The sequence below is a fragment of the Vibrio sp. Y58_MX_L22 genome, assembly GCF_024181865.1.
In the GTDB taxonomy this organism is placed as follows: Bacteria; Pseudomonadota; Gammaproteobacteria; order Enterobacterales; family Vibrionaceae; genus Vibrio; species Vibrio alginolyticus.
On record NZ_JAMZAN010000004.1, the window covers coordinates 271,593 to 298,546 of the forward strand.

Here is a 26,954-nt window from a genome sequence, read left to right on the forward strand (position 1 = left end):
AACGGTCAAAGTATGGGATATAAACGCTCACTTCGTGGCTGAAATATCTATTATAAGATTGATAAATTACGTTGCTAAATTGAATACTCCCATATCAGAATGCTGGCGCGAAGTATGCTATGGTGCGGCTGTAAGTGAAATGAGGGAAACATGAACCGATACCGTCAACTGGCTGAGCTGTTCAAAACGCAGATTCAGCAAAATACTTGGAGAGCAGGGGAAAAGCTGCCATCAGTGCGTGTAACAAGCCGAAACCATTCTGTCAGCGCAGGTACGGTATTACAAGCTTATCAGCTGCTCGAAGCACAAGGTTGGGTCGCAGCGAAACCTCAGTCTGGATACTTTGTTACTGCGGAGTTGGACCGCTTCGAACCGAGTTCTCCAGCCACTTCCGTTTATCGCTCCAGCATCAACGATGAACTTTACGACTACCTCAAAAATCAGGCCTCACCGAATGCGGTGAAGTTTGGCTCCGCGTTTCCAGACCCTGCATTGTTCCCATTAGAAGCGCTAAACCGCAACCTAGCCAGCTCAGGCAGGAAGATGGGGGCAGAGACGTTATTGGATAACTTGCCGCCGGGCTGTGAGTCTCTACGCCGTTTGATTGCTCAACGGTACATCCAACAAGGTATGGTGTTTACCCATGATGATATTGTCGTTACTTCTGGCGCATTAGAAGCATTGAATTTGAGCCTTCAGGCCGTGACCCAGCCTGGAGATACTGTTGTAGTTGAATCACCGACGTTTTATGGCGCACTTCAAGCGATTGAACGTTTAGGTCTAAAGGCGATAGAAATAACGGTGGATCCGTTAACTGGACATTCAGTGGATCAAATTGAAGCGACTTTTGCCGGCAATGATGTTCGCGCATGTTGGTTAATGACTAACTTTCACAATCCAACAGGAACCTTATTAAGTGACGGGCAGAAGCAACGTATCGTCGAACTGGCTGACAAATACGATGTGTACTTGATCGAAGATGATGTGTATTCAGAGCTTTATTTTTCTGAAAAAAAGCCAAGCTCACTTAAAGCTTTTGATACACAAGAGCGCGTGTTGCATTGTGGATCATTTTCAAAAAGCCTTTGCCCTGGCTATAGGCTGGGCTGGGTGGTAAACAAACGCTTCAATGAGCAACTTCAAAAGCTGCAACTTATCTCGACGTTGTCAGGCAGTGCACCAATCCAGCAGGGTATCGCGCATTACTTGCAAAACGATAGTTATGATAGCCATCTTAGAAAACTGCGAAAGAATCTTGAGCAGCGGCAATTGGCGTTTATTGAACTGGTTGATAAGTACTTTCCCCAATCGATTCGTTACACGCAACCGGAAGGCGGCTATTTTCTTTGGATAGAACTGCCGAAAACAAAGTGCGGAAAAGCGATTTATCAAAAGTTATTGGAAGCGAACATCACTGTAGCATTTGGTCAGTTGTTTTCTGTCGCTCCAAATTATGAGAACTACCTGAGGCTTAATACATCGTTACCTGTAAATGATGAATTAGAACAAGCCGTGAAGACGGTCGGAGAATTACTTCATTAGCCAACTGTTTACCTGTTTTTTGCTCAAACTGTATCAGTGGACGATACCGAAGCTGTGTTTCAATCATGGGCAGACAACCATTTAGGTTAGGAGCCGTAATGAAAAAGCAGTTGGTAAAGCATGAACTTAGGTTGATGGGTGTTGCTATTTTTAGCGCATTTTTGTTGGTGTTTGCACACTTGATATTGGCGAAATCTTTCTCTCATATGGTTTGGACGGAATACACTGCTGCCGTTATCCCATTTGTGATGTTTGGCTTGTGTGTGGTTGGAGTAAAATACGCAGCGCGAGCAGATGAGGATGACGACGAAGATAACAACTAGAGTGCATACACCGGTTGCTAGAAAATCATTCGTACAAAATAAAAGACCTCCACATGGGAGGTCTTTTTAATTCAATATCACTAAAAAGTGATTAGAAGTTCGCAGAGCGAGGAGTACGTGGGAATGGGATCACGTCACGAACGTTGCCCATACCAGTTACGTAAGATACTAGGCGCTCGAAGCCTAGACCGAAGCCTGCGTGTGGCACTGTACCGTATTTACGTAGGTCGCGGTACCAGCTCATATGTTCAGGATCGATACCCACTTCACGCATACGTGCATCTAGAATGTCTAGGCGCTCTTCACGCTGAGAACCACCGATGATTTCGCCGATGCCCGGTGCTAGAACGTCCATCGCTGCAACTGTTTTACCGTCATCGTTAGCACGCATGTAGAATGCTTTGATGTCTTTCGGGTAGTTCTTAACGATTACAGGTGCTTTGAAGTGTTCTTCAGCAAGGAAACGCTCGTGCTCAGAAGACATATCGATACCCCATTCAACTGGGAATTCGAACTCACGACCTGAATCAAGAAGGATCTGGATTGCGTCAGTGTAGTCAACCTGCGCGAAGTCAGAAGAAACGAACTGCTCTAGACGAGTGATTGCTTCTTTGTCGATGCGTTGAGCGAAGAACTCAAGGTCATCGCGACACTCTGCAAGCACTGCTTTAAACACGTACTTGAGCATGTCTTCAGCCAGTTTCGCTACATCATCCAGTTCTGCGAACGCAACTTCAGGCTCAACCATCCAGAACTCTGCTAGGTGGCGGCTTGTATTTGAGTTTTCAGCACGGAAAGTAGGGCCGAAAGTGTAAACTTTGCTTAGCGCACAAGCGTAAGCTTCTGCGTTTAGCTGACCAGATACGGTTAGGAACGTCTCTTTACCGAAGAAGTCTTCGTTGTAGTCCACTTTACCAGCGTCAGTGCGAGGAAGGTTTTCCATGTCTAGCGTAGATACACGGAACATTTCACCAGCGCCTTCAGCATCTGAAGCCGTGATCAACGGCGCAGATACCCAGAAGTAACCTTGCTCGTGGTAGAAGCGGTGGATTGCTTGAGATAGGCAGTTACGTACACGTGCTACTGCACCGATTACGTTTGTGCGCGGACGTAGGTGCGCAACTTCACGTAGGTACTCGATAGAGTGACGAGTTTTTGCCATTGGGTAAGTTTCAGCATCTTCAACCCAACCAACCACTTTAACGTCAGTGGCAGCAAGTTCGAAGTCTTGACCCTTTGCAGGAGATTCAACAATCTTACCAGTTACTTCAACAGAGCAGCCAGTCGTTAGCTTTAATACTTCGTCTTCGTAATTATTAAGATTATTTGGGACCACGGCCTGAATCGGGTCGAAACAAGAGCCGTCATATATGGCAAGGAAAGAGATTCCAGCTTTGGAATCACGACGTGAACGGATCCAGCCACGAACAGTTACTTCACTGTCTACTGCTAGCTGACCTTTCAAAACGTCTGATACAGGCGCGTAAGTCATGTTTTCAATATTCTCCATTGAGGTAAAAATTCAACTCAACGCTTACTTAAAGTACTTGTCTAATAACATTTTTGTTCAAAAAACAAGCTAAGCGCTGAGTTGGGTAGCATTTTACAGATTCAACGAGACATATTACCTGTCAATTCGCTCGCATCAACCTTTATATTCGTTTTGATGGGGAGAATCTCTCTATTTATTCACTCTTTTGTGCTCTGAAAGTGTGAATTGGTTTAGTAATTGCTCTAAACGTTCGGATAGATGCTCTAAATCAACACTAATATCACGCGTGTGCGATGCTGATTGCGATGTGTCGTTAGCATGCAGTGTGATCACATCTATTTTAGATTGAATATGCTGACTTACATCAGATGTGGTTTGCGTCTGGTTTTGGATATCTTCTGCATGTCTGAGCACTTGGCGCATTTCGTCAACAACGTTATGCATTGTGGCTGATAGTGCCTCGACATCGACAGAGCGTTGATGAGCAAACTGGCAGACGGTATCAACAGAAGTTAATGACTCTTCACTTCCTTGCTGGAATTGAGAAATGATATGTTCAATATTACCAGTGGCCTCAGCCGTCCTAGAAGCCAGGTTACGCACTTCTTCCGCGACGACCGCAAAACCGCGTCCTTGCTCTCCGGCACGGGCGGCTTCGATAGCAGCATTCAACGCGAGCAGATTGGTTTGTTCTGCAATACCCTTAATAACCACAAGAATGGACGACACTTCTTCGGTTCTTTGATTTAGAGAGCTGATTTTTTCCCGTACGGTATCAATGTTACTTACTAGTTGTTTGATGTCTTCACTGACGTTGTGTGCTTGGCTTGCACTATGAGTGGCGACATCAACGGTGTGATTGACCAAAACAGTAGCGTTGTTAGTCGAGTCCTCAACCGCAGTTTGTTGCTGCAACATATCGGTGATATTACTTTGTACTTCGTTGGTCTCTAGCTGTTGGTTATTGGCCGCTTTATCTGTGGACTGCGCGACAGCAGTTAGTTTACTCGCGGAGTCGGCAAGTGAGTGAGAGGTGTCTTGCACACGTTCTAAGCTTTCGGAGACCGTATCCATGAATGAATTGATTGCTGTAGAAAGTTGGCCCACTTCATCCTGTTGGTGATGCATAAGTCGTTGAGATAGATCTTTGCTATGGCTCACATTCGACATGAATTTCGACGTTCTTTGAATTGGTCGTACAATGATTTTTTGAATCAAACTCATCGTTATGATGAAGCCCACAAATGCGATTACGGCCATTATTCCCATCGCAAACATTGCCTGTTTACTGATCATTGAATTGACATGATTCATGTTGTATTCCAAGCGAATCGCGCCCAACACTTCACCTGCTGGTGCAACGTGGCAAGAAACGCAGTTGGTGCCACGGTAATTTTCGCTCGATTTCATTGGTAGCGCGACTACTAACCCTTTGCCCCAATCGGCTGAGATTGGTTCAATCACCAGTTCACCATTCAACGCTCGTTGATCAATATCATCGACAGGCTGCTGGTTTTGTTGCCCAGGTCCGTAAAGTTTGGTCACAGCGTCAGCTCGCAACACGCGAACTGCTTCAATGCCTTCTTGGGCCAGGGCCTTTTGACGTAAGGTTTCTTTTTGCGACATGGTGCCCGTAAGCATCATCATATTTAGGCTGTCGAAATAATTACTAGCCTTATCATGGAGTTGTTCACTAAGAACATCATTGATTAAGGTTTTTTGTTGATGGTATTGGTAAGCCGTAGAGGCAGCTAGAACGCAGCTGAAGACAGCAATTAACGCCAGTAAGAGCTTAAAAGTGATAGTTGAGCGCATAAATTTATAAGTGTAATTGGAACGAACTGCACAATATTAATGTGCACAAATGCGCACTGCGAACAACGAAATGAATGATTGTGACCCCACACATGTTGGGGATATGTAATTGTGATGTTAGTGCTGTGTAATCAAATGTTTGGCGCGTGACAGAAATACGGCGCTTTGGTGTGAGTGATAGCAAAGAGGCCGGGAACCAGCGGAAGTTTTTGCTACGCTTGTATGGGGTAACGCTTGTCTCTTGGCAGCGAATTCCTTAGTATTGCCTGTCTTTTTAAAGCCTGAGAATCAAGATGAAAACAGAATTATACAAAGAGTTTATGTTCGAAGCAGCACACCATTTGCCACACGTACCAGAAGGTCACAAGTGTGGTCGTTTGCACGGACACTCTTTCCTTGTTCGTCTTTATGTAGAAGGTGAAGTTGATCCACATACAGGTTGGGTAGTGGATTTTGCAGAGATCAAAGCTGCATTTAAACCAATTTACAATCGCTTAGACCATTACTACCTAAACGACATTGAAGGGTTAGAGAACCCGACTAGCGAAGTGTTAGCAAAATGGATTTGGCAGCAGCTTAAGCCAAGCTTACCACTGCTAAGTAAAGTAGAAATCAAAGAAACGTGCACAGCTGGTTGTATTTACAAAGGCGAATAAGTCACTTTCTATTGAGCATTAAACAAAGGCAAGCGAGAAGCTTGCCTTTGTTGTATCTGAATGCCCCAATTTTGATTATGCTTCGCCTGCTAGCTTAATGGATGTCGTAGAATCCATTCTTTTTCATTATCACCCAATGTTGTTTCCTCTGTATTAATGAATCCGCACGCATCAAAAAAACTAATAGCGTATTGCTGACTTTGTGGAACAGTGGCGCAAAGAGAGGTGCTTTTAGGGTTAATGGTATACGCATAAAGGAAGAGTTTACGCAATGCCTCACTCCCAACCCCTTGACGTTGGAAATGTTGATCAATCATCAAGTATTTAAGCTCCAGTTCGTATCGTTTAGCAAACGGCGCATGTTGGGAGAAACCTTTATCGATAACAAGATAGCCTACTAATAGATCATCAGAATAAATCGTAAAGAACGCCTCTGACTTACTACGTTTTTGATAAGCCATTTCAAACGGTGTAAAAAATCCTTTTTGCTCTTCTTGCACATCCAATTGCATCAAACTTGAAAAATCTTTCAGTTTGGTGGGTTTAATCGCAATCATCGCTCAATCACAAATTGGCGGCATACCGTTATGCCACCACGAGTTTTTATAGAGTATTAAATCTATTTTAAGTAACTAACCGAGTGAAGAAAAGCTAGCAATGAAGAGGGTAATAATAACCTTGGTGAATGTATGCGCCCAATGTTGTGAGTAAGTGAGCACTGTCTGCCGTTTCTACGCCTTCAACAATGACCGTGCAGCGATACGTATTGCCCATAGCAATTAACTGACGCAAGGTTTCTATCTTTTTATCATCAGTTTTTAGGCCAATAACAAATTCTCGGTCGATTTTGAGATAGTCCGGATTCAGCTTGCTGATAAGCGCCACATTATTATTGCCGGTGCCAAAGTCATCAATACTGATTTTACAATCCAGAGCTTTTAGTTTTGCGACATTGCCATAAATCTCTGAGGTATAGTACATCGATGCATTTTCTGTGATTTCGATTGTCAGCAAACGGCAATCCCGATTAGATAGCTCTCTATATAGGATTGAAAAGTTACGCCCTCGCAGCAAAGAAGGACAAACGTTAATGCTGATAGGGATGGGCAACGCTTTTTGTTTGGTGTAGATCGAATCAATCACCAGTAAGGTATGAGTTAGCAGCAATCCATTGCGGATCAGTGTTTCAATAAACCGTTGCGTATTTTTTACCTTAAACCGGGAGAGGGCTTCGTAGTGCACAATCTTTTGTGCCGAAGTGTTATAAATCGGTTCCAGTTTTATTTTGAATTGTCGAATTGCGCACAAGTAAGCCATAAAGGCTTGTAGGGAGCGGTGACGCAGTATAATGAGAAAAAGTAAGCTCAGTAGAATGATACTTTGAAACGGTCCAGAGATGTAATACACCTCTTTATAGCCACTATTCTTTACGTGATAATTGAAAAAGCGTTCATTGGTGTTACCAATCTCTAACGACGTTCCGGTATTCGTTGATAGCTTCATACCGGAAAGAAAAAAACGTGAAATATGATTTTCAACATTGTCGGATAAGTTAATGTTTTTAACACGAACCAAAACAGTTGCGTTATTTAAGTCAAATGATTGGGTCGTATAATTGTTATTGTTACTCCACTCTTCAAAGGTTTTTTTGCTGACAGGGACAACGGTTTCTGGAGTGACTAAGCATCGAATATTGAAACGATCTAGCATCATGCTCGATTCCACCAACTTCACATTATCAAATAGTGACTTCAGTTCGCTTTCATTAGCAAAGCAACTCCTGCGGGAAAGGTTCTCTGCAATTTCGAAGGCGTTATCCAGATAATTATGTTTAACGATGCTGTTTATCGCGTAGTAACAGATAGCAAAGAAAATGATCGCAGTGATCAACACAACCCACATTGCTTCTGAATAGATTTTTTTATTACGCAGGCAAATACGAAGCGCTTTGCGAAGACTATTGGTTGTGTATTGATTGATCTTCTGTTGATGTTCGATGCCATTCTGATGGTTGTTTTGCATAGTAAAAGGGATGAAGTATCCGGTCCGGTGAATGTTTTCGATAATGTTTTTGTTAGTGGTTAAATGTTCTTCCGTGAGCTTGCGAAATTTCTTTCTTAGAGCGGCCACCGCGTTTTTAAAGCCATTTTCAGGCAGTGTCATTTTGTATTGTTGAGTGATTTTGCTTTCTATTAACCGCTGACTAATCGGCGTATTTAAACTGCCGTATGTGGCGATAGTTGACAGAATGGCGTACTCATTTGGGTTGACAGGAATGGAGTGGTGGAGTGACTGATTGAGCTCTAGAGATATTTCGTTTTCGGACAAGCAAACGCAGATTTGGTTTCCAATTTCAAACCTAATCATGTGTTGATGTGCTCCAAGTTTAATTTTTGGCTACGTTATCAATAAAGCTAGGGAAGAGATGTGATTTTTTACTGAGATATCCATAATATTTGGATATATTCAACGTTTTAGGTTTTTTTTTACTTGTCCTGATAACGCATTTTCCTGGTTTTTTTAGGTATAAAAAAACCCGAGCATAAACTCGGGTTTTGATTGGTATTCAGAAAGGCGTGTTAGCAAATCACTTTGATTGCTAGACCACCTTGAGATGTTTCGCGGTATTTCGCGTTCATGTCTTTACCTGTTTCTAGCATGGTTTCGATAACCTTATCTAGAGAAACAGTTGGAGCTGAAGAGCGACGTAGTGCCATACGAGTAGAGTTGATTGCTTTTACTGCCGCAATACCGTTACGCTCGATACATGGAACCTGAACCTGACCTGCAACTGGGTCACACGTTAGACCTAAGTTGTGCTCCATTGCGATTTCTGCTGCCATACATACTTGCTCTGGGCTACCACCCATAAGCTCAGCAAGGCCTGCTGCTGCCATAGAACATGCCACGCCAACTTCACCCTGACAGCCAACCTCTGCACCAGAGATCGACGCGTTACGCTTGTAAAGACCACCGATTGCGCCAGAAGCTGCAAAGTAACGGATGTAATCTTTTTCAGTCACAGTTTGGATGAACTTATCGTAGTAAGCCAGTACCGCAGGGATGATGCCACACGCACCGTTAGTTGGTGCTGTAACAACGCGGCCACCTGCTGCGTTCTCTTCGTTTACTGCGAAAGCAAACATGTTTACCCAATCAACAACAGACATTGGGTCGTTTGTTGTCTTTTCTGAAGTAAGTAGCTGCTGGCGAAGTGCTGCTGCACGGCGAGGCACACGCAGTGGACCAGGCAAAATACCTTCTTCATTCATACCGCGATCCATACACTCGCGCATTGTGCGCCAGATGTTTGCGAAATAAGTACGAGTTTCTTCATCTGAATGAAGCGCATGCTCATTCTTCATGGTTAGTGCGCTGATGGACAATCCACTTTCGTGGCATTGGTTAACCAGTTCCTCTGCCGTTGTAAACGGGTAAGGTACTTTTACTGGGTTTTCAGCTTCTTTACCGAAATTTTCTTCATCAACGATGAAACCACCGCCGATAGAGTAGTAAGTTTTTGAGTACGCCTTTTCGTCATCAATCCAAGCGTGGATCTGCATGCCGTTTTCGTGTAGCTCTAGGTTTGTTTTGTGGAAGTTCATTCCACCTTCACGTGGGAACGATACTGTGTGACAGTGCATGCCAACAGGAAGGCGTTCAGTTTCTTCTACACGAGCGATAAAGCCCGGGATAGAATCGATATCAACTTTCTCAGGAGTGTTGCCTGCAAGACCCATGATGATAGCAATATCTGTGTGGTGACCTTTCCCTGTCAGTGATAGTGATCCATAAACGTCAACGGTGATTTTAGTGATGTCGCGCAGTTTTCCCATTGCACGAAGATCATCAATAAACTCTTTACCCGCTTTCATTGGGCCTACAGTGTGTGAGCTTGAAGGTCCAACACCGATTTTATAGATATCAAAAACACTAATCATATCGATTACCTCAGAAGAAAGCCTCCCAAGGGGAGTTGGGAGGCTTAATTTTATCGTTATATTTTTGGATTAATCATACTGCAACGGGCAGAGATGATTAAAGAGCGCCGTAGATTACAGAACTAATTGCAGCAAGACCACAGATTGCTGTGAAAATTTGCACAGGTGCTGAAGTTTTGTACTTAGCCATCGCAGGAACTTTTTGCATTGCGAAGATTGGCATCAAGAATAGGATTGCCGCAATCATCGGTGCACCCATTGTTTCAATCATACCTAGGATGCTTGGGTTAACGATAGCAACGATCCAAGTTGTGATTACAATGAAGATTAGAGACATCTTCTCGATCTTGCTTACTGGTGATTTTGAACGAGATTTCACTAGACCAACTAGACCTTCGTGCGCACCTAAGAAGTGGCCAAAGTAGCTAGAGGTGATCGCTGCGAAAGCAACCAATGGACCCATGTAAGAGATCAGTGGAGATTCATGCACGTTTGCTAGGTAAGAAAGAACAGAGATGTTTTGCTCTTGCGCTGTTGCTAGTTGCTCTGGAGACAGAGAAAGTACAACAGAGAAAACGAAGAACATAACAAAGCCCATCAGCATCATTGCTGCGCCACCAGTGATAGTGTCAGTTTTCTTAACTGCGTCATCACCGTATACACGACGTTGCTCTTTAGAGAACTGAGAAATGATTGGGCTGTGGTTGAAAGAGAACACAATAACAGGGATTGCTAGCCAAACGATAGCTGGCATTGCACCCCAGTCAGGCGACACTTCCATCATTGAAGTGTTCCAACCAGGAATTAGGTATACAGACAGTGCTAGTAGGATGAACACGAGAGGGTAAACCATTGCTGAAGTTGCTTTCAGCATAAGCTCTTTACCGAATACTACGCCTGCTGTCATTGCAGCAATAAGTGCACCAGAAAGTAGCCAGCGAGGAATAGATTCCATGCCCATTTGGTTAACTAGGAAAGAGTCAACTGTGTTTGTGATACCAACACCGTAGATAAGTACGATTGGGTAGATAGCGAAGAAGTAAGCGAACGTAATAAGGTTTGCGCCAGTCTTACCAAAGTGCTCTTCTACTGTGTCGGTGATGTCCGCTTCAGGGTTTTTCGCAGAAAGAACGAAACGAGCTAAAGATTTGTGTGCGAACCAAGTCATTGGTGCTGCAATTAGGGCTAGGATTACTAATGGCCAGAAGCCACCTGCACCTGCTTTAATAGGAAGGAACAGTACACCTGCACCTACTGCCGTACCAAAAAGGGACAGACACCAGGTAAAGTCTTTGTAAGAAAACTTACTAGACGATTGTGCGGTAGAAACCGCAGAAGTAGTTGTATTCATTTTTTAGTTACTCATTTTGGGAACAGGAAATAAGTCGGGAGTAATTTTGCAAGATTTTACACTAGGAAAATTAGATCTAAATCATTTATTGCTTACGCTTATTGAATGATATGTCAAAAACCTGCTTTTTATCACGAAAATGATGTGCTACTCGTGATTTCTGCTAATGAGTAAAATTAGAAAAACTTATCAATAGGGCTGTTTGTATAAATTTATTTCACCGCAAGCGTTTGCGGTGAAAATGGAAAATTAATCTAATGTGAATGAATGTTTATGAAGCAACGTTTTATTAATATTGATGCGCATAATGATCGCGCCTATAAAAGCACCGATATCAACAACTGTTTAATGTGAAATAATATGTTTTTGCATTGATTCGATAATTTGTGCCGTCATGCCCCAGATGAAATGCTGTCTATATGGGATAGCAAATACACGATGACTGCTTCTTTTTAGGTCAAATTTGGTGCTATACAATTTTTTGGGGTTCAGAATATGGTTGGCAGGAACCTCAAAAACTGACTCTACTTCATTTGGGTCAATATGCGTTTTATATTCCGGAGAAACAAAAGCCAAAAAAGGTGTCACATTAAATTGACTAATCGTTGGTAGTGTAGGCAGTTGACCAAACACATGAATATGCTCATCTTCTATCCCAACTTCTTCTTTGGTTTCTCTTAAAGCGGTATTCACGAGCTGAATATCTTCCTGCTCATATTTGCCACCGGGAAAGCTGATTTGTCCCGGATGATGGCGTAAGTGGGCTGCACGCTTAGTCAGAATGACTTGTAACCCGTCATCGCGTTCCACAAAACCGATTAAGACTGCCGCATCTCTCAGGGACTTTTCTTTCATCCATTTCAGTCGTGCAAGGGACTCTTTGTGGTAGCCCGTTGGAAGCCGAAATTGAAAGTTCTGTAGTAAATGAGTTTTGTCGATAACCAAACTGAGTCCTTATTTATCGTGCCTAACCATTATCTATTATACTCAAAGACGGCAAAGCGTATGGCGTTATCGTTACTGGTTACCAAATAAAGCATTCGCATTAAAACACTCGCCAGCACTTTCCCTCTTTGTGTTGTGTGTCTCACTCTGCTTGAACATATTAATTTGAAACTTATAAGGTTATACACCATTCTTTATTTTAGGACGTCACTATAGGGCAAGTATTGGCCAATGAAAGGGATTATTTTCACCGAGTTCATGGAGTTAGTGGAAGAGAAATTCGGTCTTGATGTGTTAGACCAAGTTCTCGACCTTTCTAACGATGAAGGTGTTTACACCGCTGTTGGTAGTTACGATCACAAAGACTTGGTTAAGTTGATCGTGAATCTCAGTAAAGTATCTGGTGTTCCCCCCGAGCAACTGCAAGAAGTGTTTGGAGAGTGCGTCTTTTTGAATTTACTTCGCTCCATTCCTAGTCACGCCAGTTTGCAACAGTGTGAAACGACGTTTCAATTTGTTCGCCATGTTGAAGACTTTATTCATGTAGAAGTTAAAAAGCTCTATCCTGATGCTAACCCTCCGCAATTTGATTTCATTAGTGAAAACCAATCCCAATTGGTATTTGACTACCACAGCGCAAGATGTATGTCTCACGTATGCTTAGGATTGATAAAAGGCTGTGCTGCACATTTTGGTGAGGTAGTTCATATCAAACATCAAAACCAGTCAGAAGATGGCAGCAAAGTACGTTTTTGGTTAGAGGCTCAATAAGAACGATATGACGGGAAGTTCCTCATTAGAAAGGAAACTCAAACGAGAAGTTGCATCAAGAAAAGCAGCTGAGCAGCTGTTGGAACAGAAAAGCTTAGAGTTATATGAATCCAACCAGCAACTCAGTGTTGCATTGAAAAAGCTAGAGCTGAAATCTAAAAAGGATCTTCGTAAGTTTGAGTTTGAAGAGCAAATTGATGCCACGTTGATTAAGTTCGGTCGTACTTTTTTATCGAGCACGTTCGATGAAGCAATGATAGCGAGCTTTATTGAGCAGCTCACTTCTAACTCGATCATTTCTGCGGCTTACTTGTTTCTTGACGCTACAAAGCTGAGCTCATTGCGTCGTCATCACTTTGGTCACTTACAGCTTCGTCATAACAACGAGATTTTCACCACTCCTAATTGGCAGGGAGAGAATTTGCATTTGCCAGTTATCATTGATGGGGAAACGGTTGGGGAGTTGATTTTCTCTGTGTTGCAAGATCAAATCGATCAGTCTTTTATTTCCAAACAGATGGAGCTCGTGTCTGACTTAGTTCATGGTGTTATTGGTCGACACTTAAGTTTAGAGCGAGAGGTCGAGCTGAGAAAGCGGGCTGAGGAATCAGAAAAAGCGACGAAGGAGTTTGTCGCCATGATTAACCATGAGCTGCGAACTCCTCTCAATGGCGTATTGGGTAGTGCGGAGTTATTGAGTCGAACCCAATTAGAAGAAGAGCAGCGTCAATACTTGAGCAATCTGACTCAATCAGGGGACTTATTGAGAGTTATCATTAATGATCTTCTTGATTTCAGTAAGATGAATGCCGGTATGATGGAAATCATACATAAAGTCTTTGCCTGGGAGGAACTTGAAAAAGCCATCATGGGTGTATTTGCAGCTAAGGCTGCGGAAAAACGCATCCATTTCTCTATCGACAAAAAGCTGGGGATCCCGGAATTTTTAGTCGGTGACTTAGAGCGCATTACACAAATTTTGGTTAACTTGGTGGGAAACGCGATTAAGTTTACTCACTTGGGTGGCGTCGTGTTACGGGTGGAATGGCTTAACGGCACGGCTTATTTTGAGGTTGAAGACACTGGTATTGGCATCCCAATAAAAGCACAGCCGTCACTCTTTGATCCATTTGTCCAAGTTGATCGCTCGGCGAAACGCAGCTTTGAAGGCTCAGGTTTAGGTCTCGCGATTTGTAAAAATCTCGTGGATTTGATGCAAGGTCAAATTAGCTTTGAGAGTGAAGAGCGCAAAGGCACAACTTTTAAAGTTGCTATTCCTCTTGAGGAAGGGCAAGCACAAGGCACAGCAGAGGGGGAATTGGTCACCATAGAGCGAAGCGATTTAGCAGGACGCTCAATATTAGTGGTTGATGACATCAGAATGAATCAAGTCATTGTTACTCAAATGCTGAAAAAACTCGACATTACACCTGATTTAAAAGCCAACGGCAAAGAAGCATTAGAAGCGGTGAAAAGTAAAGACTACGAACTGATATTCATGGACTGCCGAATGCCAGAAATGGATGGTTATGAGGCGACGATGTATCTGAGAGAGCGTGGCTTTACTCATCCTATTATTGCATTAACCGCTGGCACTACCATCGAAGAGCGTCAAAAGTGCATTGATTCAGGCATGGACGACATCCTCACTAAGCCGTACACCGCAACCGATATCGAACAGATTATGTGTAAGTGGCTTGAGCAGTAGACGCTGCCTCTTAAAAAGTATGTTTGTTGGCCAACGGCTAAAAGCTAAAGTACATGCAAATAAAACACACAAAAAAACGCACCACACTGGATAATGCCGATCATTTAACGATGTTTTTTGGGTCATTCTAGCGAGCCTTGGCGAGACTGAGAATCTAGTAGCAGCACGATGAGCGGGTAATGAAACAAATTTGACCACAAAGTGCTCGAATAGAAGAACCTGTATCACGCTCTTTCGTCGCTGTGCAGGGTGATGAGATACAGAAATATGCCACTCGCTGTTAAACGAGCGGCATTATCCGTTCTGGAGGCATTTTAGATTGTTTTCGTCAATAGCATTAAAGCGACGTTGTCCGCGGTTGAAATCTACGATTGCAGCGCTGGTAAAATCTTTGAAAGCTTGTCCAACGTTTCTTGATACTCAGAGGCGCAATCGCTATCTGCCACGACGCCGCCGCCAGCCCAAGCGTAAAGTTTGTTTTGTTCCGCTACAAGAGTTCGGATAGTAATGCTGGTGTCCATACGACCATGGCGTGAAATGTAGCCAATACTGCCGCAATACGCGCTGCGTCGATGCGGCTCCAGTTCTTCAATAATCTGCATTGCGCGAACTTTAGGTGCTCCCGTAATTGAACCGCCTGGAAAACACGCTCGCAGCAAATCCGCAGGAGCGTATTGTTCATCCAAATTTGCACGAATGGTGCTCACCAAATGATGCACGGCAGGGAAGCTTTCAATATCGAACAACTTTGGCACGTGGACGCTACCCGGTGATGCAACTCGACCAATATCATTACGCAGCAAATCGACAATCATCAGGTTTTCTGCCTGATCTTTTTCCGCTGTCTGCAAGTCATGGGCATTAGCGTTATCTTTCGTTGGATCTTCGCTGCGTGGGCGAGTACCTTTGATTGGTTTTGTTTCAATGACGCGATCTTTGAGCTCTAAAAAGCGCTCTGGAGAGATACTCAAAATCGAAGACTCAGGCATACGGATAAACGCTGAGAATGGCGCTTGGTTGGCGGACTCCAATTTCAGATACGCTTGCCACTCGCTGCCTTGATACGGTGCGTTAAAGCGCTGCGCCAAATTTATCTGATAACAGTCACCGCTCAACAAGTATTCTTGCACCTTGTCAAAGCGAGTAGCGTAGCTCTCTTTCGTCATGTTTGACTGCCAAGCACCAGACAAAGCGAAGTCAACGGTTTGTTCTGCTTTTTGCTCGTTTAACCACTGCCAAGCTTGCTCGATATTCTGACCAACTAGGCATGCTTTTTTAAGCTTGTGGTCAACAACAACGGCCCATTCATACAGACCTACCGCCATATCCGGCGTGTTGAGATCTTTTTCTGCCACTTCTGGCATCGTTTCTACGCGGCGACCTAAATCGTAACTGAAGTAACCGAGCGCACCACCAACAAAAGGCAAATCCAATTCTTTATTTAACTCTACGTGAGGAAGCCACTGTTCTTGCAATTGATGAAGCAGCGTGAATGGGTCATCTTGAGTTGAATAGGCATTCGATGGCGTTTCAACTTGTGTGTTGTCGGCAGTGGTTTCTAACGTTGCAATCGGGTTGGCGACCAACACATCGAAGCGGCTATCGATATGCGTTTTTGATGCAGAACGCAGCAACATCGCCCAAGGTAGGTGTTGAATGCGAGAAAAAAGGTGAAGAGCAAACTCTGGTGCGTATTCCAACGCTTTAAAATCAATGAATTGATTGTCCATGTTGTTCATTTGTGTAATTTGTGACAAAGAGATCGTTCACTGCATGGCATGTCATGGGCAGCAAGAGTATCATATTCCTCTGTGTAGCCAAACTCCCTCTATTCATAGGGTTTTGAGATGGTTTACAAGTAGGCAACTTCAGCATTTCGTGTGTCGATATCAGCCGTTCGACAATTGTTTATAAAAAACGAAGCTCAAAAGAGCAATAAGCTCAACAAACACGATTGAAGCCAAGCCAATAATGGAAGCATAACTATAACGAGGCATGTAATGACGGTAATACGCAAGCAGGATGTGATCAGCAGTGTCGCTGATGCGCTACAGTATATTTCTTACTACCACCCGCTAGACTTTGTTCAAGCTCTTGAAAAAGCCTATCACCGCGAAGAGAGTCAAGCCGCGAAAGACGCGATTGCTCAGATCCTAATTAACTCCCGAATGTCCGCAGAAGGTCACCGTCCAATTTGTCAGGATACTGGTATTGTGACGTGTTTCGTCAACATCGGTATGGGCGTGCAATGGGATTCGACCGACATGACGGTTCAGCAGATGGTAGATGAAGGTGTTCGACAAGCGTACACGAACCCTGATAACCCGTTGCGTGCGTCAGTACTTATGGACCCTGCTGGTAAACGTATTAATACCAAAGACAACACGCCTGCCGTCGTACATATCAACATGGTTCCGGGCGATAAAGTTGAAATTCAGATCGCTGCGAAGGGCGGCGGTAGCGAAAACAAAACTAAGATGGTGATGCTAAACCCATCTGACGATATTGCTGAGTGGGTAGAAAAAACGCTACCAACAATGGGGGCGGGCTGGTGTCCTCCTGGCATGCTTGGCATTGGTATCGGCGGTACGGCTGAAAAAGCAGCGGTATTGGCAAAAGAATCTCTAATGGAACACATCGATATTCAAGAGCTTATTGACCGTGGCCCACAAAACGCAGAAGAAGAGCTTCGTTTGGATATCTTCAATCGCGTGAACAAACTTGGTATCGGCGCGCAAGGCCTTGGCGGTTTGACGACTGTTGTCGACGTTAAAATCAAAACTGCGCCAACGCACGCGGCTTCTAAGCCTGTTTGTTTGATACCGAACTGTGCGGCGACTCGTCACGTGCACTTCACGCTTGATGGTAGCGGCCCAGCAGAGCTAACACCACCTAAACTAGAAGATTGGCCAGACATCACTTGGGAAGCGGGCGAAAATACGCGTCGCGTAAACTTAGATACAATTACTAAAGAAGAAGTAAAAGAGTGGAAGACAGGCGAAACGGTTCTTCTATCAGGTAAAATTCTGACTGGTCGTGATGCTGCGCATAAACGTATTCAAGGCATGCTAGATAATGGCGAAGGTCTGCCTGAAGGCGTAGATCTAAACGGTAAGTTCATTTACTACGTAGGCCCTGTTGATGCAGTTGGTGATGAAGTCGTTGGTCCTGCTGGCCCAACAACATCAACGCGTATGGATAAATTCACCGATATGATGCTAGAAAAAACAGGCATCATGGGCATGATCGGTAAAGCTGAGCGTGGCCCTGCAACGGTTGAATCTATCAAGAATCACAAAGCGGTTTACCTAATGGCTGTCGGTGGCGCTGCGTACTTGGTGGCGAAAGCGATCAAGAAAGCTCGCGTTGTCGCATTTGAAGATTTAGGTATGGAAGCGATTTACGAATTTGAAGTTGAAGATATGCCAGTAACAGTGGCTGTCGACTCAAATGGTGTTAACGCGCACCAAATTGGTCCAGACACTTGGAAAGTGAAAATTCAAGAGATGGAAGCATAAGGCAAAGGGCAATCTTGCTGCGTCTTAGTAGAGAGAATGTGACAAGGTGCTGATTTACCTAGCAAACAATTGACAAAAGTGCAGCGAAACCTGCACTTTTTGTCTATATAATTAAGGATATAAACCTTTAGGCATAGCAATCAAACGTTATGCGAACAATAATTAGGAGACGGCATGCCTCGTTTTATTCAGATTCTACAAATTATTCTTGCTGTAGTGATAGGTGGCTTTGTTGGCTATGACTTGATTCTTCACGGTATCAGCATCTTTGATGAAAAGTACGTGACCATCACATGTGTGTTGTGGTTGATTTTAGAAATCGCTCTATTTGTTATCTATAAGTTGATCGAAGACGACTAGGCTTAAAGAAAGCGGGTTCCTGTTTAACATAGTAATCCGCGCATATAGAGTTACTAATGCTGTAGATTAAGTAAGCCTCTGAACCACTCAGGGGCTTTTCTTTTTTAACACAGCATTAAGCCGGATGTTTTGTTCATCTTTTATTAAGGTATATAAAGTTAAACTCATAGGATTCGGGATAGAACAGTATTCATAGCTCGAAATTCGAAGTCGCTGACAACGTTGTTTTAAAGTGGAGTAAGATAAAGAAGCGTAATGAAGAGAATAAAGAAAGAAGTTAATGACTTTATCAACAGAGGTATGGACTCTAATGTTCGAATTGCTGTCACCGGACTTTCTCGTGCCGGTAAGACGGCATTCATCACGTCATTAGTGAATCAGCTTCTTCATACTGCAACCCATGACAATTTGCCTCTTTTGACTGCGGCTAGAGATAAGCGCCTTATTGGGGCGAAGCGTGAGCCTCAATCGAATATGATGGTGCCACGCTTTGCTTACGATGAGGCGATGAGCCAAATTCATGCCACTCCACCTCAGTGGCCAGTTCCGACACGTGATGTGAGTGAGATTCGCTTAGCGCTCAAGTACAAACCAAATAAAACTACGAAAAAGCTGTTGAGTAAAACCGCAATTTTAAATGTTGATATTATCGACTATCCAGGAGAGTGGTTGCTCGACCTGCCTTTATTGGACATGGACTTTGCAACGTGGTCGCAAACTCAGTTTGATGCACTTAAAGGCCAGCGTGGCGATTTAGCCAAAGCTTGGCTTTCTGAACTGGAGAAAGTGGATCTCTTTGCAGAAGTGAATGAGAAACTACTTGAGAAAGTTGCACACACATACACAGAGTACCTTCATTCTTGTAAAGACTCTGGCCTTCATTGGGTTCAGCCTGGCCGCTTTGTATTACCTGGTGAGCTAGCAGGCGCGCCGGTGCTACAGTTTTTTCCGTGTCGTGCTGATTCGGAAAGCAAAGCGCCCAAGGGCAGTAACTTAGCGATGCTAGAAGCCCGTTTTCAGGAATACCAACAGAAAGTAGTGAAAGCGTTTTATAAGCATCATTTTGCGACCTTCGATCGCCAGATTGTACTGGTGGATTGTTTGCAGCCTCTCAATGCCGGTGATGAAGCGTTTTACGACATGCGCCAAGCGCTAGAACAGATCATGCATAGCTTCCGCTATGGTCGTAGTAGCTTTTTGCGTCGTTTGTTCTCACCAAAAATCGACAAAGTGTTGTTTGCTGCTACAAAAGCGGATCATATCACGCCCGATCAGCACCCAAATTTGGTGTCTCTGCTCCAACAAATGGTGCATCCAGCATGGCAAACGGCAGCCTACGAGAATATTGAGATGAGCTGCATGAGTATCGCTTCCATCCAAGCAACCACGACGGGGTTTATTTCCTCTGGAGATAAGACCATCCCGGCGTTACAAGGAACAACATTGGGTGGTGAGCCGATGACTATGTTTCCCGGAGAGGTGCCGAAAAAGCTACCAAATGCAGCTTATTGGCAAAACAACGGGTTTGATTTTACGTCGTTTCGTCCGATGCCCTCACCGAATGATGAGCCAGTGAAGCACATACGCTTAGACAAAGCACTGGATTACCTGATTGGAGATAAATTGAAATGAGTGAGTTGAAGCAAAAACAAGTTTTCTCTGAAAAAGTAATGGAAAAAGATCAGCAATCGAATCAACCGGAGTTGACGGCGCAGCAAACATTCGGCGAAAAAGAAACATTTGTACCTGTTGAAGTTAAAGAAGCGCACCAAGAGACCGAACAGGAATTGCAACTCGAGCATGTCATTCGTCCAAAATCGGGCAGAAAATGGCTCGCGACTGGCGCATTTGCAACTTTTGCTGGTTTGGTTGGCTGGCAAGCGGTGGACTCGGTTATAACCGCAATTCAGGCTTCTGATTGGCTGGCCTTAAGCTGGACGGGGTTTATTGCTGCGATCGCTTCGCTTGGTTTAGGAGCTATGGGTAAAGAGCTTTGGAAACTGCGAAAACTACGAAATCATTTTAGTGTTCAAGAAGAAGCAGAAGCACTTGTTAATAGTGAGAGCGTTGGGAAAGGGAAAGACTTTTGCGAAACCGTAGCAGAACAAAGTGGTGTGATGGCAGAGAATCCGGGCTTTGATCGTTGGCAGAACAGTATTAACCCTGCTCATAGTGACGCTGAAATTCTTGATATGTATGACTCGATGGTGGTGAGCCAACAAGACAAGTTGGCAACGAAAATCGTATCACAGCACGCAACCGAGTGTGCGGCCCTAGTCGCCGTGAGCCCTCTGGCTGCCGCTGATATGTTGCTGGTGGCTTGGCGAAATTTCAAAATGATCGACAACCTCTCCAAGGTATATGGGGTAGAGCTAGGTTATGCATCTCGCATCAAGTTACTAAGAGCGGTATTTGTCAATATGGCGGCGGCTGGTGCCAGTGAGCTCGCTATTGATGCCAGTATGGATTTGATGTCGATGGATCTTGCTGGCAAAGTTTCTGCTCGTGCGGGGCAGGGACTAGGTGTTGGTATTCTAACGGCACGTTTGGGCTTGAAAGCGATGACCTTATTGCGTCCACTACCCTGGTATCCTGACCGTCAGGTTAAGTTGGGCACCATACGCAAGGCAGTGGCGGCGAAAGTTGCATCAATTACGATGAAACCGTAACGAATATCAACTTTGATGGATAGGATTGCTTGACGCCATTCCAAGCATGATAGAAACTACTGTCAACTTTTCCTGACAGTTGTGAATTGGGATATTTTAAGTGCGTCTTGAAGTCTTATGTGAAGATCGACTCGGCTTGACCCGAGAACTGCTCGATATTTTAGCGTCTAAAAGCATCGACTTGCGTGGTATCGAAATCGATATTAGCGGTATTATCTATTTGAATTGCCCGGATATTGATTTTGATACGTTTAGTGAGCTGATGGCTGAAATCCGCCGTATTCCGGGGGTGAAAGACGTACGTAAAATCCAGTTTATGCCGATGGAGCGCCACAATACGGAGCTGCTCTCGTTAGTTGATAACTTGCCCGATCCGGTTTTTGCCATTGATCTTAAAGGTGCCGTAGACATGGCAAACATGTCTGCACTTTCATTGCTTGGCCTTCACAAGCAAGAAGTGATTGGTACTCAAATCGGTGCTTTGTTACCAAGTGTTCGTTTCTCTCGTTGGTCTGAAGGTGTTAATGGTCGAACGCGGGAAAACCTTGTGATTGATGGCTTGGACTATGTTCTAGAGTTGATGCCCGTTTATATCCGAGACGAAGCGCAAAACTCGACTCTAGCGAGTACTCTAATGACGATTCGCTCTAGTCAGCAAGTTGCCAGAATTGAAGAAGCGCTACCGCTGCATAATCCTCTGGGTTTTGAGCACTTTGTTGGTATATCGAACCGTCATAAAGCACTAATGAACCAAGCTAAGAAGCTGTCTGTGCTTGACCAACCATTGTTGATTGAGGGCGAAACGGGGACCGGTAAAGAAATGCTTGCTAAAGCTTGCCACAGCCGTTCTAGCCGTGCGAGCAAACCATTCCTAGTTTTGAGTTGTGCTTCGATGCCTGACGATGTAGCAGAAACCGAACTTTTTGGTCATGCGCCGGGTTCATTTAATCATGAACAAGGCCACAAAGGCATCTTTGAGCAAGCAAATGGCGGGACGGTATTTCTTGATGAAATCGGTGAAATGAGTTCGCACCTTCAAATCAAGCTGTTACGTTTTCTACAGGATGGTAATTTCCGTCGTGTCGGTGCAGAAGATGAGATGCATGTCGATGTTCGTATCATCGCTTCAACAAAACATAACCTTGCCGAGCTTTCTGAAGCAGGAATGTTCCGTGAAGATTTGTATTATCGTCTCAACGTACTTACGCTCAGCATTCCTCCGTTACGTAAGCGCTCAAACGACGTTGCACCATTGCTTGAGTTGTTTGTGGCGAAACATGCTCAACAGCTTGGGATTGATAAGCCAGAGTTTGATGATGGTCTAGTTGATGCCCTTGCAAATTATCAGTGGCCAGGAAACATGCGCCAGCTGGATAACATGGTTCTTCGAGCGCTCACGGAAATGGATGGTGGTATACTAAACGCGGATCACTTCAATTTACCTCAGCCTCAGTCAGTCGGCGCTGGTAGTGCAACGCTTAACATCGACGGTTCATTGGATGAGATCATGCGTGATTATGAATCTCAAGTTCTGGAACGTTTGTATCAGTCATTCCCATCAAGCCGCAAGCTTGCTAAGCGCTTAAATGTATCGCATACCTCAATCGCTAATAAACTGCGTGATTACGGTATCCGTAAGAATTAATCGAATTGAACGAAAAGACGGAATTAATCATTTGTAATGGAAGATAACAGCTCATCTATCGCCGTTCATAAGTTGGACGGTGACTTGCTTCTTCGTACCGCTGAAATCGGTGACGCAGATATGATTGCCGAATATTTTCAAGCCAACCGAGAATACCTGAAACCGTTTGAACCGAAACGTGAAGAGGCTTTTTTCTCAGTGAACGGTTGGTTGCAAAAGCTTATCAAGCTCAATGAGCTGCATCGAATGGGATTGGGGTATTATTGCCTTTTAGTCAGAGCCTCTTCGGGTGAAATGCTAGGTACGATATCCTTTAGTAGTTTGAGTCGTTTTCCTTTTTATTCTTGTAACGTCGGATATTCTCTCGCTGAAAAAGCGCAAGGGCATGGTTATATGCGTCGTGGATTAACCATGGCTTGCGACTACATGTTTAACGTTCAGAAACTGCATCGTATTCAAGCTGGCTACATGCCTCACAATAAACGCAGTGAAGCTGTGCTAGAGCATGTAGGTTTCAACCGAGAAGGGTATGCAAAAGATTACCTTTTGATTAATGGTGAGTGGCAAGACCACGTTCTAACGTCGCTTATTAATCCGAATTGGCAGCCAGAAGGGCGATAGTATGGAACGATTGGAAAAGCAGTTAGCACTTGTAATCGAGCTCGATAAACTCAAAAGCATTTTGCGCCGAACTCGAGTTAAAAGTGCTGAAGGGCGCCTCGAAAATAGTGGTGAGCATAGTTGGCATGTCGCACTGATGGCAATATTGATGGAAGAGCATGCGAATGCACCTGTTGATATTTGCCGAGTGATGAAAATGTTATTGATACATGACGTAGTAGAGATCGACGCGGGCGATACCTTTGTTTATGATACTGCTGCGTCTCAAGAGCAAGCAGAAAAAGAAATTAGAGCTGCAGAGCGCTTGTTTGGTATGTTACCCAGCGATCAGGAGCAAGAGCTATTGGCGCTTTGGCATGAATTTGAAGCCGCGCAGACCGATGATGCTAAGTATGCAAAAGCACTCGATCGATTAATTCCAATGCTCTTGAACTACCATAATAATGGTCAGAGTTGGAAGGAACATGGTGTCTCACGCGAACAAGCACTTACCATTAATAAACGAATTGAATTTGGCTCTGTTACCTTATGGGACAAAGCGAAAGAGTTGATTGAAGAAGCCACAGAGAAAGGTTGGCTGAAATCGTAATAAAGGAGACTGAATGTCTTATTTGCCTTTGGACGAATACCAAAGAAAATGGATTTTTACGCATCAGTCGATGCCTGTGCCAGAAGAAGATTTGGCTTTTATTAAGCCGATGAGCCAAGCCCGTTCAGCACAATTTTGGAAAGAAAATATCAGTGCTCAAAGCCCTGATATGGATAGACTTAGTTCCCAAGACTGGCCAATGAATGAGGCGAATTGGTCTGAAACTGTGGATTGGATGGCTGCGTGGGAGTCGGATGATCCTGACATGCTAGCGGAAGTTGAGGCACATATCGATTGGCAAGACGATGTGACCGTTTACTTTTGCTACGAGAAGTACAATGTCATCGAAACGAAATGGTCTATTTTTAAAAAGCACTGGAAGAACTTTCTCTTTTATGACGATGGTCCGATACTAATAGGACGTCGCCGTTCACAAGCACTTTGGTTTGATTCAAAAGGCAATGTGAAACTCGGTGTTCGTCAATAACGAGTTATAAAGCAAAGCCACCTTTCGAGGTGGCTTTGTTTTTCTAAAGGCTGGATAATGGACTCAACACACCGCCAGCCCCGCGCTCGATAACGTGAGTATAGATTTGCGTGGTATATACACCCACTCTGTAACTAATTGTTTTTACGGGTAGGTATCACGCCCCAACAGAAGTGGGGCGCTGGTGGGACAATTTAGAATTATTTATGGTTATGCGGACTAAAGTGTGCGTGAAGATTTGAGCATTAATTGTAGTAACTCATGCTCTATCTTACACACACCGCTGGTGAGTCACTACTGGGTCGTAGTACTGTCTAACTGCTGTATCGTAACTCACACTAGGATGTTTTGAGTTAAAGTCTGACTTCAACGCCTTGTTAAGTTTTATTTTTGGACTTCGGCTAGAACATACTCATATACGCTTGGAATAAATTTACCATTCGTAAGATTGACCATAGATTTACTAACAATGGAGCTTTTTAACTCTCCATCTTTTCTATTCCTACAGTACGCATTTAAAGCGGGATATTTAGTTTTAACCAATTTCTCCAAATCGTGCCCATTGGTCTTAAGGTATTCTGAATCAGTTAGTAGCTCTACTCCAGATACATAACTTAAGGTTGAGTCTTTTTTGCTTTTCCTTCCTAGAATCTTGTGAATATAGCGGTCAACCGATTCTTGAAGTAGTGTTTTATCTTCAAGCCACTCACTCCAATTGACATCAGAACCACATATATCAGACATAGTGAAACAGCTAGCTTTATCGATGTGGAGTAACAAGAGAATACAGATTGGATCTAGAGTCACGTTTTCAATCGAATAGGCGTAACCTTGTGCTAGGACTGAGACCCCTTTTGAAGGGGCATTCTTTAGATCCCAGTCAATAATCCCTCTTACTGAACCATTTTCGTTACTAACTAGAGCCTCAACCTGTCCTACAACCTGAACGCAGTTACCAATACCGTTAAGTGATTCTATAAATTCACTTATTTTAGGTTCATCCGTTACCCCTAATACTTGCTTTACCTTATCGGTTATCTGCTGCTTAGGCATTTTTGGTCCAGAACTTACAAAACTTAGCGAAATCTTAGAGTCAATTAAACTAGAGTTATGCGCTAACTTTGAATATATACATTGATATACATCTACATCATATTGGCTTTCTACAAATACTTGGCGACGGTTTTTAGGGTTCAGTGATATTTGTGTAACTCCATCGAGTAGCTCTGAGATAGCACTATCTTTTTCGATACAGTTAATAAAGTCACTTTCGACTAAATATACGTTTTCACTTGGAGCTAAAGCAACCGTCGTAGGTGAATGAGTACTAATAACAACCAATGAACCGAAATTACAATTAAAAGATTTCAAAGATTGGTACATCTTTAGCACCATCTTTGGATGTAAAAAGGCATCAGGCTCATCTATTAGGAGAACCTTTGGAGTATGCGCTATATCAAATTCATAATATTGACTGTTAAATAATGTAAGTGCTAACCATAATAGAGTTTTCTCGCCTGATGATAAGTGTTCAACTGTTACAGGTGTCTGCTCTTTACCTTGAAGCAACTGCGCTTGATATGTATAGCTTTGAGATTCTTCATCTGGAGTGCAAAATTGGAATTTACCATCAAATGTATCGTTTAAAATTCTGTTAATTATAAGCCAAGGTTTTTCACCAAACTGGTTTAAAAAGTCTTGTTCAGAGAAGTATTGAACATCGACCCCTTTCTGCGTATTCTTCCACTCATTGAACTCATTTTTATGTCGCCTCTTTATATACTGGTTAACAATAGTAGATATACTTTGGACTCCGAGAACGTTTCGAGAAGGCTCTTCGAAATGAAGAATAATATCTTCATGTGTTAGCTCAGAAGCCTGCTTCCCCGTTTTATTTGCTATTGATAGACAGAGTTTAAAAAGGGACTCGTAAGTTAGTCCTTCTTCTCTATCTAAGTTGTAATGCTGATTTTTTTGTTGTTCGTAAGGGAGGTCAAGTTCACTTTTGATTAGATCAAATAATTGCAAGGTTGCTGTTATCTTCCTTTGAAACTGAGCGTCATTATAATTTTGTCCAAAATTGGGAGTTAAACTTGATTGTGAAACCAGTGTAATATTTTGATTGGTAATTATGTTGTCGTTTAGTTCAACCACCGTAGACCCATTTTGCATACTCTCTAATAAACGTGTTTTCCCTGAACCATTTTTGCCAGTTAAAACGAGTATACTTTCATCCAAAGTGATTGTGTTTTGTAATTGAAAACCTTTATGTTCCTTTGCACCTTCAAGTTTAAGTTGCATTCAACTCTCCTTAAAACTGAACGTTATATTAGCGCGCATGCGCGTTTATCCATGTGAGACCAGTGAAAAAACGAGCAGTTAACCATCTGTATATAAAGAACTTATCAGCTTTCTATAAAATACACCATCAGGAAAAACGCGCATGTGCGTTTTCCATGTCTATTAACTAAAATTTAGTCATTATAGTCAACTGATTCTATAGAGTTTTATTTGTTGCTGA

General features: G+C 43.4%; 22 protein-coding genes and 1 pseudogene. 13 read left to right on the forward strand and 10 right to left on the reverse strand.

Annotated features, from left to right (window positions below):
• The first annotated feature begins 150 nt into the window (after positions 1-150).
• Both NL626_RS11740 and NL626_RS11745 read left to right on the forward strand, forming a co-directional pair.
• Positions 151-1,542, forward strand: a complete 1,392-nt coding sequence (locus NL626_RS11740) for a PLP-dependent aminotransferase family protein (protein WP_171344301.1) — start codon at positions 151-153, stop codon at positions 1,540-1,542.
• 98 nt (positions 1,543-1,640) lie between these two features.
• Entirely contained in the window at positions 1,641-1,865 is a 225-nt protein-coding gene (locus tag NL626_RS11745; protein ID WP_033905633.1) for a hypothetical protein, read from the forward strand.
• A 91-nt stretch (positions 1,866-1,956) separates the two neighbouring features.
• Here the strand turns inward: NL626_RS11745 and asnS are convergent, their stop codons facing one another.
• Positions 1,957-3,357, reverse strand: a complete 1,401-nt coding sequence (asnS, locus tag NL626_RS11750; RefSeq protein WP_017636101.1) for an asparagine--tRNA ligase — start codon at positions 3,355-3,357, stop codon at positions 1,957-1,959.
• 189 nt (positions 3,358-3,546) lie between these two features.
• Positions 3,547-5,172: a methyl-accepting chemotaxis protein gene (locus tag NL626_RS11755; RefSeq protein ID WP_054729078.1), complete on the reverse strand. Its 1,626-nt coding sequence runs from the start codon at positions 5,170-5,172 to the stop codon at positions 3,547-3,549.
• Between the two features lie 293 nt (positions 5,173-5,465).
• Here NL626_RS11755 and queD point away from each other — a divergent pair, with 293 nt between their 5' ends.
• Positions 5,466-5,828: a 6-carboxytetrahydropterin synthase QueD gene (gene queD, locus NL626_RS11760; protein WP_005376896.1), complete on the forward strand. Its 363-nt coding sequence runs from the start codon at positions 5,466-5,468 to the stop codon at positions 5,826-5,828.
• An 89-nt stretch (positions 5,829-5,917) separates the two neighbouring features.
• Here queD and NL626_RS11765 read toward each other — a convergent pair whose 3' ends face one another.
• From NL626_RS11765 to NL626_RS11785, 5 genes are all read right to left on the reverse strand, one after another.
• The gene (locus tag NL626_RS11765) at positions 5,918-6,385 is read right to left on the reverse strand and encodes a GNAT family N-acetyltransferase (protein ID WP_064368577.1); all 468 of its coding nucleotides are present in this window, start codon (positions 6,383-6,385) and stop codon (positions 5,918-5,920) included.
• A gap of 94 nt (positions 6,386-6,479) precedes the next feature.
• Positions 6,480-8,195 (reverse strand): EAL domain-containing protein, encoded by a 1,716-nt coding sequence (locus NL626_RS11770; RefSeq protein ID WP_238966974.1) that lies wholly within the window; start codon positions 8,193-8,195, stop codon positions 6,480-6,482.
• 212 nt (positions 8,196-8,407) lie between these two features.
• The gene (locus tag NL626_RS11775; RefSeq protein WP_005376899.1) at positions 8,408-9,769 is read right to left on the reverse strand and encodes an L-serine ammonia-lyase; all 1,362 of its coding nucleotides are present in this window, start codon (positions 9,767-9,769) and stop codon (positions 8,408-8,410) included.
• A gap of 97 nt (positions 9,770-9,866) precedes the next feature.
• The gene (locus NL626_RS11780) at positions 9,867-11,120 is read right to left on the reverse strand and encodes an aromatic amino acid transport family protein (RefSeq protein ID WP_005376900.1); all 1,254 of its coding nucleotides are present in this window, start codon (positions 11,118-11,120) and stop codon (positions 9,867-9,869) included.
• Between the two features lie 345 nt (positions 11,121-11,465).
• Entirely contained in the window at positions 11,466-12,065 is a 600-nt protein-coding gene (locus NL626_RS11785) for a CoA pyrophosphatase (protein WP_005376901.1), read from the reverse strand.
• A gap of 231 nt (positions 12,066-12,296) precedes the next feature.
• Here NL626_RS11785 and NL626_RS11790 point away from each other — a divergent pair, with 231 nt between their 5' ends.
• A complete protein-coding gene (locus tag NL626_RS11790) occupies positions 12,297-12,836 on the forward strand; it encodes a heme NO-binding domain-containing protein (protein ID WP_005388282.1) in 540 nt (179 codons plus the stop codon).
• Positions 12,837-12,843: 7 nt separating this feature from the next.
• Positions 12,844-14,544: an ATP-binding protein gene (locus NL626_RS11795; protein WP_005376903.1), complete on the forward strand. Its 1,701-nt coding sequence runs from the start codon at positions 12,844-12,846 to the stop codon at positions 14,542-14,544.
• 365 nt (positions 14,545-14,909) lie between these two features.
• On the opposite strand, the gene pabB is transcribed toward NL626_RS11795, so the two are convergent.
• Entirely contained in the window at positions 14,910-16,274 is a 1,365-nt protein-coding gene (gene pabB / locus NL626_RS11800; RefSeq protein ID WP_054577019.1) for an aminodeoxychorismate synthase component 1, read from the reverse strand.
• 270 nt (positions 16,275-16,544) lie between these two features.
• Between pabB and NL626_RS11805 the strand changes: the two genes are divergently transcribed.
• The 8 genes from NL626_RS11805 to NL626_RS11840 all read left to right on the forward strand — a co-directional run bounded on the left by NL626_RS11805 (position 16,545) and on the right by NL626_RS11840 (position 24,433).
• Complete coding sequence (locus NL626_RS11805; protein WP_253657376.1) at positions 16,545-18,062, forward strand: fumarate hydratase; 1,518 nt, start codon at positions 16,545-16,547, stop codon at positions 18,060-18,062.
• 174 nt (positions 18,063-18,236) lie between these two features.
• Complete coding sequence (locus NL626_RS11810) at positions 18,237-18,422, forward strand: hypothetical protein (RefSeq protein WP_005376906.1); 186 nt, start codon at positions 18,237-18,239, stop codon at positions 18,420-18,422.
• A 255-nt stretch (positions 18,423-18,677) separates the two neighbouring features.
• The gene (locus NL626_RS11815) at positions 18,678-20,054 is read left to right on the forward strand and encodes a YcjX family protein (RefSeq protein WP_005376907.1); all 1,377 of its coding nucleotides are present in this window, start codon (positions 18,678-18,680) and stop codon (positions 20,052-20,054) included.
• Positions 20,051-21,091, forward strand: a complete 1,041-nt coding sequence (locus tag NL626_RS11820; RefSeq protein WP_064354116.1) for a YcjF family protein — start codon at positions 20,051-20,053, stop codon at positions 21,089-21,091. The genes NL626_RS11815 and NL626_RS11820 overlap by 4 nt, the downstream gene beginning before the upstream one ends.
• Before the next feature lie 100 nt (positions 21,092-21,191).
• Complete coding sequence (gene tyrR, locus NL626_RS11825) at positions 21,192-22,736, forward strand: transcriptional regulator TyrR (protein WP_005376914.1); 1,545 nt, start codon at positions 21,192-21,194, stop codon at positions 22,734-22,736.
• Positions 22,737-22,772: 36 nt separating this feature from the next.
• Positions 22,773-23,357, forward strand: coding sequence for a ribosomal protein S5-alanine N-acetyltransferase (gene rimJ, locus NL626_RS11830; RefSeq protein WP_005376916.1), 585 nt, complete (start codon positions 22,773-22,775; stop codon positions 23,355-23,357).
• Position 23,358: 1 nt separating this feature from the next.
• Entirely contained in the window at positions 23,359-23,946 is a 588-nt protein-coding gene (locus tag NL626_RS11835) for an HD domain-containing protein (protein WP_005376917.1), read from the forward strand.
• A 13-nt stretch (positions 23,947-23,959) separates the two neighbouring features.
• Positions 23,960-24,433: a DUF2947 domain-containing protein gene (locus NL626_RS11840; RefSeq protein ID WP_064354115.1), complete on the forward strand. Its 474-nt coding sequence runs from the start codon at positions 23,960-23,962 to the stop codon at positions 24,431-24,433.
• A gap of 43 nt (positions 24,434-24,476) precedes the next feature.
• On the opposite strand, the pseudogene NL626_RS11845 reads toward NL626_RS11840, so the two are convergent.
• Both NL626_RS11845 and NL626_RS11850 read right to left on the reverse strand, forming a co-directional pair.
• A pseudogene (locus NL626_RS11845) lies at positions 24,477-24,581 on the reverse strand (integron integrase); the annotation flags it as partial.
• Positions 24,582-24,817: 236 nt separating this feature from the next.
• Positions 24,818-26,734 (reverse strand): ATP-binding protein, encoded by a 1,917-nt coding sequence (locus NL626_RS11850; protein WP_253657377.1) that lies wholly within the window; start codon positions 26,732-26,734, stop codon positions 24,818-24,820.
• Between the last annotated feature and the right edge of the window lie 220 nt (positions 26,735-26,954).